The following is a 15,636-nucleotide window of genomic DNA, read 5'->3' on the forward strand; positions in this document are numbered from 1 at the left end:
GCCACAATTATCAATTTATCGAGTAAGATTTGCTTTTAAAGCAAAGCTAAGCTGCCCGATAACGAGGCATGCACCATCAGGAGGCAGGACGTGCTGAGTAATGAAATTCGCTATTTTCTGGCCGTCGCCAACGCCGGATCGTTGAGCGCCGCCAGTGAGCAGCTGTTCGTCGCGGTGTCGGCCATCAGCCGCCAGATCCAGCGACTGGAAAATCAGGTCGGCGTGCCGCTGTTCGATCGCCACGCGCGCGGCATGGTGCTGAATGAAGCGGGTGAAATTTTTGCCCACCACGTCCGCAAAAATATGCTGGATATGGAGTATGCGCTGGCGGAGATTAAGGGATTAACCGCGGTGCGGCGCACGCAGATCCGCGTTGCCTGTACCGACGGCATGGCCTTTACCCTGCTGCCGCGCCTGTTTGCTGGTTTCCGCGCCAGCCATCCCGGCGTCCTGTTCAACCTGAAAGTGGCGAGTACCCAGGGCGTGGCGGAGCTGATTCGTAATGGCGAATGCGATCTGGCGTTGCAGTTCAGCCTGCACGCCGAGCGCGGCGTAGATGTGATTGGCTCCTGGCCCGCGCCGGTGCTGCTGGTGATGCATCACAGCCATCCGCTGGCCCATGCCGAACGGGTAACGCTGGCCGACCTCAGCCAGTATCCGCTGGCACTGCCGGAGCAAAACACCACGGTGCGCCAGCTGTTTGATCTCTCCTGCCATATGAGCGGCCATGTGATTGAGCCGGTGCTGACCTGTGACAACTTCTCCACCCTGTATCATTTTCTGCTGCGCACCCCGCTGGCGATCACCATCAGCAGCCCGTTTACCGTGCTGTATGAAGCGGAAACCCACGGCCTGTTGCTGCGCTCGGTAGGAATCGATCAGCTGAACCAGCGTACGTTGCAGCTCCAGACGCAATCAGGGCGACCCCGCAGCGCCGCCCTGACGGTGTTTCTCGATTTCCTGTTGCAGCAGTTGAACGCGATGGAAGCGCCGCTGCAATTGCGCTGGAAGCCGTAACCCTTACGGCTGCATATCCACCGGATAGAAGATGTGCTTGCCGAACGGATCCACCTGATAACCGCTGACAGATTTGCGCACCGGCTCGAAAATGGTCGAATGCGCGATCATCACCGCAGGCATCTGGTCGTGCATGATTTGCTGCGCTTCGCGGTACAGGGCGATGCGTTTGCTGTGATCCTGCTCGGCCCGCGCTTCGGTGATGATCTTTTCAAACGGCGGGTAACACCATTTTGACGAGTTGGAGCCGCCGTTGGCCGAGGTGCAGCTGTACAGCGGGCCAAAGAAGTTATCCGGGTCGCCGGTGGCGGTGGTCCAGCCCATTAACGCCGCCTGATGCTCGCCACTTTTCACCCGCTTGAGATATTCACCCCATTCATAGCTGACGATATTGGCTTTGATCCCCACGGCTGCCCAGTCGGCCTGAATCATCTCCGCCATACGTCGGGCGTTCGGGTTATAAGGTCGCTGCACCGGCATCGCCCACAGGGAGATTTCCGTGCCCGGTTTGATCCCCGCCTGTTGCAGCAGCGCTTTGGCTTTTTCCGGATCGTAGTCGTAATCCTTAATATCGTTATCTGCGCTCCAGACGTCCGGCGGCAGAATGTTTTTCGCCACCGTGCCGGTGCCTCTGAAGATCGCCTCAATAATCGCCTGCTTGTTGATCGCCATCGCCAGCGCCTGGCGTACTTTCACGTTATCCAGCGGCGGTTTGGTGGTGTTAAACGACAGAAATCCGGTATTGAGTCCGGATTTCTGCATCAGCGTCAGGTCCGGATTTTTACGCATCGCATCGAGGTCAGCCGGATTGGGGAATGGCATAACCTGGCATTCATTTTTCTCCAGCCGGGCATAACGCACCGAGGCATCCGGAGTGATGGAAAACACGATGCGGTCCAGTTTGGCTTTGCCCTGCCAGTAATCCGGGAACGCTTTGTAGAGGATGCGCGAGTCTTTCTGATACTGCACCAGTTCGAATGGCCCGGTGCCAATCGGGTTCATATCCACTTTCTCCGGCGTCCCGGCCTTCAGCATCTTGTCGGCATATTCGGCGGAGTGGATCGAGGCGAAATACCAGGCAAGATCGGCAAGGAACGGGGCTTCTGCATGGGCCAGCGTGAAGCGTACGGTGTGGTCATCCACCCGGTCGATTTTTTTGATCAGCGTTGCCAGTTCCAGGCTGTCGAAGTTGGTGTAGGTACCGCCCGAGACGTTGTGGTACGGGTTTTTGCTATCCATCTGCCGCATAAACGAGAAGATGACGTCATCCGCGTTGAAATCTCGCGTGGGCTGGAAGAATTTGTTGCTGTGGAATTTCACCCCCTGACGCAGATGGAAGGTGTAAACCGTGCCGTCCGGGCTGATATCCCAGCTCTGCGCCAGGCTCGGCACCAGTTGCGTGGTGCCGGGGGTAAAATCGACCAGACGATTAAATACCGGCACCGCGCTGGCATCCACGCTGGTGCCCGAGGTATAGAGCTGCGGATTAAAGTTCTCTGGCGATCCTTCGGAACAGTAAACCAGGGTTTTTGCTGAAACGCCGCCCGCAATCGCCAGACCGAGCGCGGTGAGCGTCAGTTTTGCCATCATTTTTTTCATCATGCCTCTCGCTTTTTATTGACTTCCATAACCCAGCATCGGTATACCAAACGTTCATCTGGTTAATAAATAACATGATTTAGCCGCCGTGCGAACGAGCAACGCCGTGCGACTGATAAGGAATTGTGATGACAGACCAACTCGCCCGCCAGCTGACACAGCGTTTCTATCGTTATCTGGCGGTCTCCAGCCAGAGCGATGCCAAAGCCACCACCTTACCCAGTACCCCGTCACAGCACGCCATGGCGGCGCTGCTGGCCGCCGAATTGCGTGAGCTGGGGCTGGAAAACGTGGTGATCGATGAACACGCCACGGTGACGGCGCTAAAACGCGGCAATCAGCCGGGCGCAGCGCGGATTGGCTTTATCACCCATATCGATACAGTGGATGTCGGGCTATCGCCGGATATTCATCCACAAACCTTAACCTTTAACGGCGACGATCTGTGCCTCAATGCCAGCCAGGATATCTGGCTGCGCGTGGCGGAGCACCCGGAGATCCTGCCGTACCAGGGACAGCAGATTATCTTCAGCGACGGCACCAGCGTGCTGGGCGCGGATAACAAGGCGGCGGTCACGGTGGTGATGACGCTGATGGAAAATCTGCAAGGCGAGCACGGCGATATTGTGGTGGCCTTCGTACCCGATGAGGAGATCGGCCTGCGCGGCGCCAAGGCGCTCGATCTGGAGCAGCGTTTTAACGTCGACTTCGCCTGGACCATCGACTGCTGCGAGCTGGGTGAAGTGGTGTACGAGAACTTTAACGCGGCGGCGGCGGAACTGGTGTTCACTGGCGTACCGGCGCATCCGATGTCAGGCAAAGGGGTGCTGGTCAATCCCCTGCTAATGGCGCATGACTTTATTGCCCGTTTCGATCGGCTGGCGACCCCGGAGCACACCGAAGGACGCGAAGGCTACATCTGGTTTAATGATATGCAGGCCAATGCCAGCCGCGCGGTGCTGAAAGCCTCGATCCGTGATTTCGATTTACGTGGTTTTGATGCGAAGAAGCAGCAGCTGGTGGAAGTGGCGGATGAGATCGCGGCCCTGTATCCCACCGGCCAGGTGGCGCTGAGCATTAACGATATTTACAGCAACATCAGCAACGCGATAGGTGAAGATCGTCGCGCGATTGATTTAATTTTTGCGGCGCTGGCGCAGCTGGGGATTGAACCGAAGGTAATCCCGATGCGCGGTGGCACCGATGGCGCGGCGCTCTCGGCCAAAGGATTACTGACGCCGAATTTCTTTACCGGCGCGCACAATTTCCATTCGCGCTTTGAATTTTTGCCGGTGCCGTCGTTTGTGAAGTCGTACCAGGTGGCGGAAGCGTTGTGTTCTCTGGCCGCGAAATAGATTAATCCGGTCGGCATAAATGCCGTCAATACGCAGGGTGCGCATTTCTGCGCACCCTGAAAGATTATTTCGCCGTGCTGACATCGATGCCTGGGAAGAACTTCGCCGCCAGCTTCTTCACCGTGCCGTCGGTCTGCACTTTGGTGATCGCGGCGTCCAGCTCCTGCTTCAGCTTCGCATCGCCCTTACGCAAACCGAAACCGATACCGGAACCCAGAATGGTGTCGTCTTCTACCGGCTTGCCGACAAAAGCGAAACCTTTGCCCTGCGGCTTATCAAGGAAGCCCGACTGACCCGCTGCTGACATCACCAGCGTGCCATCAAGACGCCCGGCGACCATGTCGTTGTAAACCTGGTTCTGATCCTGATACGAGGTCACGGTAACGCCCTGCGGTTCCCAGTGCTTCTTGGCATAGGTTTCCTGAATCGAGCCTTGCAGCACGCCGATGTTTTTACCTTTCAGCGACTCCGCGGTCGGCAGCAGGCCCTGGCCCTGTTTTGCCACCAGCATGGTCGGGATGCGGTAGATCGGTTTGGTGAAATCGATGCTTTTCGCGCGCGCTTCGGTGATGTTCATCGCCGAGTTGATGGCATCAAACTTCTTCGCCTGCAAGGCCGGGATCAGCGCATCAAAGCTGCTTTCCACCCAGCTGCATTTGAAGTTACCGCTCTGGCAAATCGCTTTGCCCAGCTCGATGTCAAAGCCTTCCAGCTCGCCCTGGGCGTTACGGCTTTCAAACGGCGGATACTGTGATTCCAGACCGTAGCGTAAGGTTTCCTGCGCGAATGCATGAACAGAGGTCATCATGCCGAGCGCCACAAACAGTGCGTTTAATTTTTTCATTGTTATACCCCTAAGTTACCCTTTGACCCGGCAGAGCGCTTCTGCCCCGGCCTGTAATGTCGCATCGTCTTTGGCAAACGACAGGCGAATTAATTTATTGTCTGTGCCATCCATATAGAACGCCGACAACGGGATGGTGGCCACACCGTGATCGACGATGAGACGTTTTACCATTTCACTGTCGCTTTCGTCACTGAAATGTCCGTAACTGGCTAAAACAAAAAAGGAACCGGCGCACGGCAGCAGTTTAAACGGCGAATCGGCCATCAGCGCCAGCAGGCGATCGCGTTTCTGTTGATAGAACGGCGACAGCTGCAAATAGTTTTCCGGCTTTTGCAGATAATGGGCGAAACCCACCTGCATCGGCGTATCGGCGGCGTACATCATAAACTGATGCACTTTGACGATCTCGGTCATCAGCTCTGCCGGCGCCAGCGCATAACCCACGCGCCAGCCGGTGACATGGAACGTTTTCCCGAATGAGGAGACGATCACGCTGCGCTGCGCCAGTTCCGGGTGCGTTGCCATGCCGCAATGCGGACGGCCATCAAACACGATGTGTTCGTACACTTCATCGGACAACACCACGATATCGGTATTGCGCGTCAACGCCGCCAGTTGATCCAGATCCGCCGGGGTTAATACCTGCGCGCTCGGGTTGTGCGGCGTGTTGATGATGATCATGCGGGTGCGTGGCGTGATGCTGGCGCGCAGTTCGTCCCAGTTGATGGCGAAATCCGGCACCTGCAACTTCAGACCGATCGGCGTCCCGCCCTGCAAACGCACCACCGGCGCGTAGCTGTCGAAGGCCGGTTCGAAGAAAATCACTTCATCACCCGGATGCACCAGCGCGGAAATCGCCATATAAATGCCCTGGCTGGCGCTGCCGGTGATCAGCACTTCGCTGCCCACATCGTACTGCTGGCCATACAGCGTCTGCACTTTCGCCGCCAGCGCCTCTTTCAGCGCGGGCAGGCCGGTCAATGACGCGTACTGGTTATGCCCTTCGCGCATGGCGGTGCTGACCAGCTCGACCAGCTGCGGATCGCACGGGAAGTTGGGCGCGCCCTGCGACAGGTTGATGGCTTTGTGCTGCGCCGAAAGCTGACCAATCACGCTGAAAATGGTGGTACCGACATCGGGCAATTTAGAATGAATCCGGACACTTGAATGAAGAGACATCGCTACTCCGCAAGGTTGCATAACCACGTAAAGAAATCAGATTTCTATTCAACGGCCTGTGGCTTGAGTCGACAAGCGAATTGTTGTCATAATAGCCATGACTTAAACTCATAGCTTGAGGCCGTTATGTCCCGCTCCGCTCTGCCGCTCAACGCCATTCACGCCTTTCTGGTCACGGCGCGCCATCTCAATCTGACGCGCGCCGCCAGCGAGCTTTGTATTACGCAGGGCGCGGTCAGCCGCAAAATCGCCTCGCTGGAGAGCTGGCTGGGGTTTGCGCTGTTTGAACGCCATGCACGCGGCCTGCATCTGACGTCGCAGGGGGCGGCGCTGCTGCCGGAGTTGCAGCAGGGCTTTGCCATGCTGGTGAATGCCACGGAGAAAGCCAGCCGCAGCAACGCCTCGATTCGCCTGAAAGCCCCCACCTGCGCCATGCGCTGGCTGGTGCCGCGTCTGGTGGCGCTGGAGCAGCAACGGCCCGAGATCCATGTGGCGCTGACAACCACCCTCGACCACGCTTCACAGCTCGACAACTTCGATGCGGCGATCGTCTATGGTAGCGCCCCCGCCGAGGCGATTCATCTGTTTGATGAACGTCTGACGCCGGTGCTGGCAAGCAGCGTGGCTCCGCCTGCCAGCGTGGCTGCGCTGGCGCGCTTCACCTTTTTGCATCCCACCAATGATCAGCGCGACTGGCAGCTGTGGTTACAGCAACAACAGGTCAGCGTGCCGATGGCGCGTAATCAGCATTTTGCAACCATGGATCTGGCGATCAGTGCGGCGATTCAGGGATTTGGCGTGACGGTGGCGGATGTGTCGCTGGTGCAGAACGATCTGGCGAATGGCCGCCTGATCGCCCCGTTTGACCACTGCGTGACCACCGGGGCGAGCTACAGCCTGTTACAACGTGCACAGCAGGATGCGCCACCGTTCCTGCGGGAACTGGTGGCATGGTTGTGTCAGCCTCAGAATGAAACCCATTCGTCGGCGCTGGCGGATTTGGACTGAACGGCAGGCGCGGCGCTCAGGTTCGGACGGCGCAACGCGGGCGCGGCCACCGGACTGACGGGCGCATGGTCCGAGAGACGGAACTTCGCCACGGATGCCTGCAACGCTTCGGTCTGACGTTCCAGCGCGCTGGCAGCGGCAGACACCTGCTCCACCAGCGAGGCGTTCTGCTGGGTGACGCTGTCCATTTCGGTGACGGCAGTGCCGACCTGCGAAATCCCCTTGCTCTGCTCCTCAGACGCCGCCGCGATATGCTTCATGATCTCATTCACATCCTGCACTGATTTCAGGATGTTATGCATGGTGCTGCCCGCGCTGTTGACCAGTTCGGAACCTTTCTCGACGCGCTGCACCGAATCTTCAATCAGCGTGGCGATCTCTTTCGCCGCCCCGGCGCTGCGCTGCGCCAGATTACGCACTTCACTGGCGACCACGGCAAAGCCGCGGCCCTGCTCACCGGCGCGTGCGGCTTCCACCGCGGCGTTCAGCGCCAGGATATTGGTCTGGAAGGCGATGCTGTTGATAACGCTGGTGATTTCCGCGATCTTCTTCGAACTGCCGGAGATGCCTTCCATGGTGGTGACCACTTCACCCACCAGGCGGCCGCCCTGCTGCGCGGTGCCGGAGGCGGTTTCCGCCAGCGAACTGGCCTGACGCGCGTTGTCGGCGTTAAATTTCACCGTCGCGGTTAACTCTTCCATGCTGGCGGCCGTCTGCTCCAGCGCGGCAGCCTGTTCTTCGGTGCGTGAGGAGAGATCGTTGTTGCCGGCGGAGATTTCCGCCGCGCCGCGATAAATGTTTTCCGTACCGCTGCGGATGGCGCTGACCGCTTCACGCAGGCTGTCCTGCATGGCGCGCAGCAGCGGCACCAGTTTGCCGACGCAGTTGCGGCCAAACTCTTCTACCGGCTGGCTAAGATCCCCCTGGGCGATTACCGCGAAGTGATTGCGAATGCGTTCCAGCGGTTTGACCAACATGGCGACCAGATAGCGATCGGTAAACAGCAGGATCAGCAACCCTGCCGCTACCGCCACCAGGATAATGATCTTCGTGACGTTGGTCAGTTTATCCACGGTGACGCGGGTGTCATCCAGCTTCGCTCCTGCGGACTGGTTAAAGCTATCCGCGCTGGCACCAAAGGCGCGGCTCAGCGCCGGGGTCACATTGTTGGCCTGCGCGCGATACGCCTCCAGCGTTCCCTGCCGTGCCAGCGAAACCTGCGGCGTAATACCCTCATCCAGCAGTTTTTGCCAGTTGGCAATAACGCTGTTGACGGTGTCGGCATCCATCGGGCCAGGCGCCATGGCTTTAAACTGGTCGAGCTGTTGTTTCATGCTGTCCAGCGCCTGCTGTACCGGCGCGAAAGCATCGGCGGTCGGGGTTGCGCCCGCCGCACGGGTTTCCATTACGCGAGAAAGGCGCGTAACAACACGAAAATATTGATCATTTCCCTTACTCAGCGCCGTCATCTGATTGACCAGCTGTCGGTCAATCTCGTTGCCATCACTCAGGGCGTTCAGTGAGTGGACGCTAAACAGACCGACAACGCACCACAACAGACAAAACAACCCAAGAATGGTGAGCATTACTGCGCGAATGGTGAAGTTTTTTAAGATACCCATACGAAATCCCTTGATGTGAAACGCAATGGAGGCCCGATAAAATCGGGCATATTGCGTTTATCGGCAGTGGATAGGGAAAATGTACTGGTTTCGTAAGCTAATTAATTGCTGGGTAAGCAATGAACGGAAAATGATTGTCTGTATGAAATCAGGCCGATAGGCGAAAATTTGCTTTAAAAAATCGTTTGCATCCCTTCATCATTAGCAGGCTAATCAAAGTTTCACCATGCTGCGCATCATCAGACGGAACAGGCGCAGGCGCCCGCGCATAAAACGGGGCTTCAGCGTCAGGGGAGCTTCCGCTTCACGGCCAAACACCAGGGTAACATCCTCACCGTTGCGCCAGGCTGGCCAGTCAATCTCGCCGCGCAGCCGATAGCTGTACTCACTGGCGTCTCGCGCGAAGGTAACCCAAAAGGCGCTGACTGTGGCGGCAAAAGCGTGGTCAGCCTCGGTATAGGGGCGATTCTGCGGCAGCGCCAGCGACGTCAGCGTATTGAATACGTAAGGGATTTCGTTGCCGTGCCAGGCACCATACGGATAAAGATCGCGCGAATGTTCGGAGACGTAATCGAACCAGTAGCGCCAGCCGGGCATACCGATATTGTGCTGCGCCTTCACAATCAGTAGCGGCATCACCGAAAAAGCCATATCGCGCGCCAGCATCCGACCCAGCAGCGCATCGTCATGCATATCGTAGATCCACTTCATCAGCTGATAGCCAAGACGATTTTTGCGCCGCATCTGTTGCAGCACCCGCGTCGGGTTGACGCCAAAATAGTCGAGCACGCTGGCTTCATCGCTGTTGCTGCCAATCATCAGCGGCACGCGATGCTGGCGGCCAGCCATAAAGGTCGCCAGCATCGGTTTTGGCAACACCGCATCGCCGCAGATCGGCACCGGGCCAAGCGCCAGCGGACGTTGCAGCGGCCAGAACTCCGCGGCGGGCAAGGCGCGTAGCTCAGCCGCCGTGGCGTTTTCCGCCAGACCGAAATGTGCCGCGACCTGTTTACCCACCTGCTGCGCCTGTTTGCGGGGAATATCCGGCAGGCTATAGGCGCTTTGCACAATGCCTTTATGAAACAGCCCTTCCGCCAGCGGCGAGCAGCATAGCGACAACAGGCTGCGCGCACCGGAAGATTCACCAAATAGCGTGATATTGTGGCGATCGCCGCCGAACGACGGAATATTGCGCTGCACCCATTGCAGAGCGGCAATCTGATCGAGCAGCGCAAAATTGTTGATCACGCTGTCTGGCGGATATTCCGCATCCAGCGCCGGATGGGCAAAGAAGCCGAAATGACCCAGGCGATAGTTAAGCGTCACCACCACCACGCCCTGCGCCGCCAGCGCCTTGCCGCGGTACGGCTCAAGGCTACCCGCGCCAATGGTAAAGCCTCCGCCATGCAGCCAGACCATCACCGGTAGCGGTCGCGCAGGTTCAACGTCGGGCGTCCAAATATTGAGATAGAGACAATCTTCACTGAAATTGCCGGGATCGCCACCGCCGGCCGCCACACAATAGTCCCGGTTTTGCCAGCAGGCATCGCCCCATGCGGTGGCATCGCGCACGCCCTGCCAGGGTTGCATCGGTTGCGGCGGTCGCCAGCGCAGCGCACCGACCGGTGGCGCAGCGTAAGGTATCCCCTTGAAGAGAAAAAGATCATCATCCATTAAGCCCCTGAGTTCACCCTCTGCGGTCATGATCCTCAGGCGTCGTTCGTTTTTCATCTCGGCTTCCCTGATAAAGCATCTCTCCATTATTTGCAGGCCCCGAGCGGATGTCCATGTTGGTCAGGCATTTGCAGATTAAGCCGAAACAGCGCCCGAATCTTTGAACATCTCATTCAAATTTTTTGGCTGGCGCACTTTTGTCGATTACATTTAATGTTACACGTTAACCTGGCGCGTCGGAGAAATAGGATGTTCGGTGGAATTAATCAGTTATTTAGCCGGATGTGTGATCACCCGGACTTCGGTAAGTTATTGCTTCGTCTGACGTTTGGCGGTTTGTTGCTGTTTCACGGCGAGTTTAAGGTCATCCACGGCGTCGCCTGGATCGCGCAAATGCTCACCGTCAAAGGTATGCCAGGTTTCATCGCTTACGGTGCTTACATCGGGGAAATTGTGGCACCCATTATGGTGATTATTGGCTTACTGACGCGTCCTGCGGCCTTCATTATCGTGGTGAATATGATTGTCGCCACGCTGCTGGTGAAGATGGGCGTTGTCTGGCACACCACCGAGGTGGGTGCATGGTCGCTGGAAACGGAAGCCCTCTACGCGCTTGGCGCGCTCGCCATTATGTTTTTGGGTGCCGGGAAGTACGCGCTGGTGCGTAATCAGCGCCTGCAATAAAGAAAGGAAAGCCGGTCTGCCCTGCGCAGACCGGCTTTTTTTATGCCAGCCCGCAACGGACCAGACTGCGTTGCTGCATCTGCTGATACAACGCCATTTCATCCTGTACCGCCGCGCCCAGCGCGCTTTCAAACGCCTCGCGGCTGGCGTTGCCCGCACTGCGCACCTGCGCTGTATCCCCGAGATTGGACTGAAAAATCCCCGCCGCGCTGACCGGCAGAAAATCTTCATAGGTGATCGGTTCGGCCAGCAGGCGGCCTTCCTGCATCAGCTGTTCCATGCTTTCTTCGGCGCGCGGCGGCTGCTGAATGCCTTTCTCGGTCAGCCGGTAGCGGAACCACGCCAGCTGCTGATCGCGCAGCGTGATTTCATCATCAGGGAAGGCGCGGAACACCGCCGATAAATGTTGCTGGTGATGCTGGTTATCCTGGCCCGTTCCCGCTTCCGCCAGCAGCCGGTCGTACAGCGCGCGTCCTTTCGGCGTCAGCGCGACGCCGCGTTGTTCGATCTCACCGAAACGGGCGGTATGCGTGCCCTGAAAGCCATCGCGAAAATGCACCGGTTCTTCCAGCGCCTTGAAGCTGGTCTGACGCAGCAGAATCGGCACCTGGCGCTGCGGCGGCCCCTCAATCAGGGTTTTGGGATCGATGCCGCGTGTCGGCATCAGCGCCTGGACGCGGTCAATATCCAGCGTGCGCGGCGTCAGATGGTTGATGTGGCAGCCACGGAAGCAGACCACGTCGGCAATCAGCCGGTGTTGCAGGCTTAGCGCGCGGTAGGTGGCGCTGTCCACCGTGGTATCGGCGTGCCAGCGGAAGGTTTCCAGCGCTTCTTTGACAAACTGCGCCGCATCGGTCGCATTCAGACCGCCCTGCTGCTGATGTCTGGCGATAAGCTGCCGACAGCCGGGGGTAAAGATATCGCGGGCGGCGAGGATTGCGGCGGCTTTGGCGCGTAGCGCCTCATCGTTGATCAGCTCCAGCCGCAGAAGCGAGGTGAAGACGCGAAACGGATTGCGGCGCAGCGCGCTGTCGGAGACCGGGCGAAAGGCGGTGGAGTGCACCGGCACCCCGGCCTGCGACAGATCGTAATAGCCCACCGGGTGCATCCCCATCACCGCAAACATCTGGCGCAGCATATTCAGTTCGTCGGCAGTGCCGACGCGTATCGCGCCGTGGCGCTCCACACTTAAACGGCTCAGTTCATCGGCAGCGGCCAGACGGTTTTTCAGCGCGGGATTGGCTTCTAATGTCCGTTCATTGACGGCGCTTACCAGCTGCGTCAGGGTGCCGTAGAGTGGCACTTCCTGCTGATACATCGCCGACATGGCCTGAGAAAACAGCGTGCGGATCGCATCGCTGGTGAGAAAATTGTCCATGGTCATCACCTCGGGCTAAAGGGTTGTTGCTACTGTAGATCAACCCTTTAGCGCCGGGTAAGAATTTCGCCGAACTGTGATCGCCCTGTCACTCGCCCTGCTGCGCAGCATCGCCAAAGCGAAATTTCAGGACCAGCATCAGGGTGGTTAACACCGCCGGCAGCGCCAGTATCAGGAAGATATGGCTGAAGGACCAGCCGAGCGACAGAAACTCCGCACCGACAAAGGCACTGAGGATCGCGCCGACGCGACCCACGCCGTGCATCCAGCTGGAGCCGGTGGCGCGGGCATGGGTGGGATAATAGCTGGCGGAGAGTGCGTTCATACCGGTATTGGCGCCGTTAAAACAGAAGCCGCTACAGAAGGCGATGACGCTCATCAGCCCGACCTGCGCCGGGGAGAAGCCGAGGGCGATAATCGCGATGCCACCGAAAAAGTAGATCAGCGCCAGCGCCAGGTTGGCGTTGATACGGTCCATCAGCCAGCCCGCAAACAACGATCCCAGGGTGCCGCCCGCCTGATACATCGCGGTGATAATCGCCGCTTCCGTTACCGACATACCGAGGGTGTGGACCAGCGACGGCAGCCAGCTGCCCATCAGATAGACCAGGAACAGCCCCATAAAATAGCCGCCCCACAACATCAGGCTGCCGAACAGGTAGCGACGCGAGACCACGGTGGCCACTGCGCCACGCCGTGCGGTGGGCAACTCGGCGCTATGGAAATGGCTACCCGCCTGCACTGCGCCCGGCAGCATACGTTCGAGGATGGCGTGGATGCGGGCGCCTGGCGCACGGCGGGCGATGAGAAAACGCACCGATTCCGGTAAGCCACGCAGCAGGAAAGGCAGCACCACCAGCGGCAGCAAACCGCCCAGCAGCATCACTGAATGCCAGTCATAACGCGGCAGCAGCCAGGAAGCCGCGAAGCCACCGGTGGCCGCGCCAAAGGTGAAGCCGCAAAATACCACGGTGATGATAAAGGAACGGCGACGCTCCGGCGCGTATTCCGCTACCAGCGTCCCCACGTTCGGCATCGCGGCACCCAGCCCCAGCCCGGTCAGGAATCGGAACAGCATCATCTGTTCGATGTTCTGCGCCATCGCGGTCGCCAGCGTCCACAGGCCGAAGAACAACACGCTGAGCAGGATCATCACGCGTCGACCGTAGCGATCCGCCAGTGGCCCCGCCACCATCGCGCCCAGCGCCAGCCCAATCAACGCTGCGCTGATCACCATGCCGAGCTGATGATTGCTGACGCCCCACGATGCTTTCAGCGTCGGGGCGATAAAGCCCATCAGCGCAATGTCCATACCGTCCAGCGCAACTACAATGAAGCACAGCAAGATTAAGCGCTTTTGCCAGCTGCTTAATGCGCTCTGATTAATGAGCTGGCGTACATCTACTGCTTCAACGCTGGTCACGTAGAACTCCTGCCTGGACTTACCGATTTAAACATCAGTTTTGGTAAAAAAAACGGCGTGTATGATAGCTCATCGTTAACAATAACGGGCAGGAATTTTGGATGGAATTGATAATTATTCAACTTTTTCGCTCTTAACCCACTGATATTACTGGGAGTGATAATTGCCAGGCTAGAAGAATATGTGGGTTTTTATGTTAAAACAGCAGCTTATGCGTGTAACGCGACATCGGGATATTTTGTTAATATAATTTTGCAGGTAAGTTAACAAAATTTCAGTTTGCCAGTTGCCTGCAATGCCGAAATCTCATTAAGTGTGAGGTTATGGACAAAAATATCCTTTTCAATCAGCGCATTCGCTTGCGCCATTTACACACCTTTGTTGCCGTAGCGCAGCAAGGCACCCTCGGACGCGCAGCGGAAACCCTGAGCCTGAGCCAGCCTGCGCTGTCAAAAACCCTTAATGAGCTGGAGGAACTGGCCGGTGCCCGGCTATTCGAACGTGGCCGACTGGGCGCGCAGCTCACCACCCTCGGTGAACAATTTCTGACGCACGCGGTGAAAGTGCTGGATGCACTCAATCATGCCGGACAGAGTTTCAATTCCCCGCTACCGGGGCGCCCGATGGTGATCCGCCTCGGCGCACTCACCACCGCCGCCATGGGGATGCTGCCGCAAATCCTCGACCGCTTCCATCAGCAGCAGCCGAATACCACGGTGCAGGTCGCTACCCTGCATAACAACGTGTTGTTAGCCGGATTACGTGCCGGAGAGTTTGATATTGGCATCGGCCGTATGGCTGACAGCGAAATGATGGCGGGTCTGACCTATGAACTGCTGTTTCTGGAAACGCTCAAACTGGTGGTGCGTCCGGAGCATCCCCTCTTAAGTGACAATGTCACGCTTTCCCGCGCCATGCAGTGGCCGGTGGTGATTTCGCCGGAGGGCACCGCGCCGCGCCGCATTGCCCAGCAGATGCTGGACGAACAGGATTGCTCCCTGCCCGCCAACTGCGTCGAAACCTCGTCCACCTCGCTGGCACGTCAGCTGGCGCTGCGTTACGACTATGTGTGGTTTGTCCCTTCCGGCGCGATTAAGGAAGATTTGAATCACAACGCGCTGTGCGCCCTGCCCATCAACTCAAGCGGCCCTGGCGAGCCGGTGGGCATTATCACCCGTACCGGCAACACCCTGAGCCTGAGTGCGGAGGTGCTGATGGCCTCCATCCGTAAGTTCCACAATTAGCGGCTGCGCTTGGCATGACGTTCGCGGTTATCCAGGCGTGCCTTGTCGGTTTTACGCAGTCCCACGTAGAGCGCGCCCGCTCCGCCATGCTGCGGTTGCGCCATGCAGAAGGTTTGCACTTCTTCAAACTGTTGCAGCCAGCGCGCCACGTAGCTGCGCACGATATTGGCGTGCGCCTCGTCATTGCGCCCTTTACCGTGAATGATCAGCAGATTGCGCAATCCCTGCCTGCGCGCCTGCATCATAAAGCTGAATAACGACTGACGGCAGGTTTCCACCGGCTGGCGCAGCAGATTGAGGCTGGCATCCAGCGGGTATTTGCCCAGTCTCAGCTTATCCAGCACGCCCTGCTGAATGCCGTCGGCTTTGAATTCCAGTGGCGTGGTCAGCGGAATAATTTCCAGAAAACCACGGGTCAGAAAATTATCCTGTTCATCGGCGGGTTGTGCTGCGCGCGGTGCTTTGGTTGAAGGTGCGCGCAGCCACTGGGTGTTGGCGCAATCTTTTAACGGTGTCACATCACCCATGGCATCCCGGAAAAGGTCGTCATCATCAAGGTTCATGGTTTTTTCTCACAATACATGCCAGCTAAGAAAGGATAGCAAA

13 protein-coding genes are annotated in these 15,636 nt (G+C 58.0%); 5 read left to right on the top strand and 8 right to left on the bottom strand.

The genetic code is table 11. The features are described from left to right. Positions 1-90 precede the first annotated feature (90 nt). Positions 91-1,017: a LysR family transcriptional regulator gene (locus AC6I8V_RS10590; protein ID WP_497842236.1), complete on the top strand. Its 927-nt coding sequence runs from the start codon at positions 91-93 to the stop codon at positions 1,015-1,017. Between the two features lie 3 nt (positions 1,018-1,020). Here AC6I8V_RS10590 and AC6I8V_RS10595 read toward each other — a convergent pair whose 3' ends face one another. Beyond that, positions 1,021-2,616, bottom strand: a complete 1,596-nt coding sequence (locus AC6I8V_RS10595) for an ABC transporter substrate-binding protein (protein WP_497845815.1) — start codon at positions 2,614-2,616, stop codon at positions 1,021-1,023. A gap of 128 nt (positions 2,617-2,744) precedes the next feature. Here AC6I8V_RS10595 and pepT point away from each other — a divergent pair, with 128 nt between their 5' ends. After that, a complete protein-coding gene (gene pepT / locus AC6I8V_RS10600; protein ID WP_497842237.1) occupies positions 2,745-3,971 on the top strand; it encodes a peptidase T in 1,227 nt (408 codons plus the stop codon). Between the two features lie 64 nt (positions 3,972-4,035). Here the strand turns inward: pepT and AC6I8V_RS10605 are convergent, their stop codons facing one another. After that, positions 4,036-4,815 (bottom strand): ABC transporter substrate-binding protein, encoded by a 780-nt coding sequence (locus AC6I8V_RS10605; protein ID WP_497842238.1) that lies wholly within the window; start codon positions 4,813-4,815, stop codon positions 4,036-4,038. A gap of 15 nt (positions 4,816-4,830) precedes the next feature. Beyond that, on the bottom strand, positions 4,831-5,997 hold the full coding sequence (locus tag AC6I8V_RS10610) for a methionine aminotransferase (protein WP_497842239.1): 1,167 nt from the start codon (positions 5,995-5,997) through the stop codon (positions 4,831-4,833). Between the two features lie 126 nt (positions 5,998-6,123). Between AC6I8V_RS10610 and AC6I8V_RS10615 the strand changes: the two genes are divergently transcribed. Beyond that, entirely contained in the window at positions 6,124-7,005 is an 882-nt protein-coding gene (locus tag AC6I8V_RS10615; RefSeq protein WP_497842240.1) for a LysR substrate-binding domain-containing protein, read from the top strand. Here the strand turns inward: AC6I8V_RS10615 and AC6I8V_RS10620 are convergent. Further along, positions 6,963-8,627: a methyl-accepting chemotaxis protein gene (locus tag AC6I8V_RS10620; RefSeq protein ID WP_497842241.1), complete on the bottom strand. Its 1,665-nt coding sequence runs from the start codon at positions 8,625-8,627 to the stop codon at positions 6,963-6,965. The genes AC6I8V_RS10615 and AC6I8V_RS10620 overlap by 43 nt on opposite strands. Positions 8,628-8,840: 213 nt before the next feature. Next, positions 8,841-10,358 carry a carboxylesterase/lipase family protein gene (locus AC6I8V_RS10625; protein WP_497842242.1) on the bottom strand — a complete coding sequence of 506 codons (1,518 nt, stop codon included), beginning with the start codon at positions 10,356-10,358 and terminating at the stop codon, positions 8,841-8,843. A 192-nt stretch (positions 10,359-10,550) separates the two neighbouring features. Here AC6I8V_RS10625 and AC6I8V_RS10630 point away from each other — a divergent pair, with 192 nt between their 5' ends. Then, positions 10,551-10,985: a DoxX family protein gene (locus tag AC6I8V_RS10630; protein WP_497842243.1), complete on the top strand. Its 435-nt coding sequence runs from the start codon at positions 10,551-10,553 to the stop codon at positions 10,983-10,985. Positions 10,986-11,025: 40 nt separating this feature from the next. Here AC6I8V_RS10630 and hglS read toward each other — a convergent pair whose 3' ends face one another. Both hglS and AC6I8V_RS10640 read right to left on the bottom strand, forming a co-directional pair. Then, a complete protein-coding gene (hglS, locus tag AC6I8V_RS10635; RefSeq protein ID WP_497842244.1) occupies positions 11,026-12,363 on the bottom strand; it encodes a 2-oxoadipate dioxygenase/decarboxylase HglS in 1,338 nt (445 codons plus the stop codon). Between the two features lie 88 nt (positions 12,364-12,451). Next, on the bottom strand, positions 12,452-13,786 hold the full coding sequence (locus AC6I8V_RS10640) for an MFS transporter (protein WP_497842245.1): 1,335 nt from the start codon (positions 13,784-13,786) through the stop codon (positions 12,452-12,454). A gap of 323 nt (positions 13,787-14,109) precedes the next feature. Here AC6I8V_RS10640 and AC6I8V_RS10645 point away from each other — a divergent pair, with 323 nt between their 5' ends. Further along, positions 14,110-15,030 (top strand): LysR substrate-binding domain-containing protein, encoded by a 921-nt coding sequence (locus tag AC6I8V_RS10645; RefSeq protein WP_497842246.1) that lies wholly within the window; start codon positions 14,110-14,112, stop codon positions 15,028-15,030. Here AC6I8V_RS10645 and smrA read toward each other — a convergent pair. Beyond that, positions 15,027-15,593 (bottom strand): DNA endonuclease SmrA, encoded by a 567-nt coding sequence (smrA, locus tag AC6I8V_RS10650; RefSeq protein WP_497842247.1) that lies wholly within the window; start codon positions 15,591-15,593, stop codon positions 15,027-15,029. The two genes, AC6I8V_RS10645 and smrA, sit on opposite strands and share 4 nt — an antisense overlap. Positions 15,594-15,636: the final 43 nt, after the last annotated feature.

The organism is Pantoea sp. X-Soil-TKNS-1207, assembly GCF_059730485.1.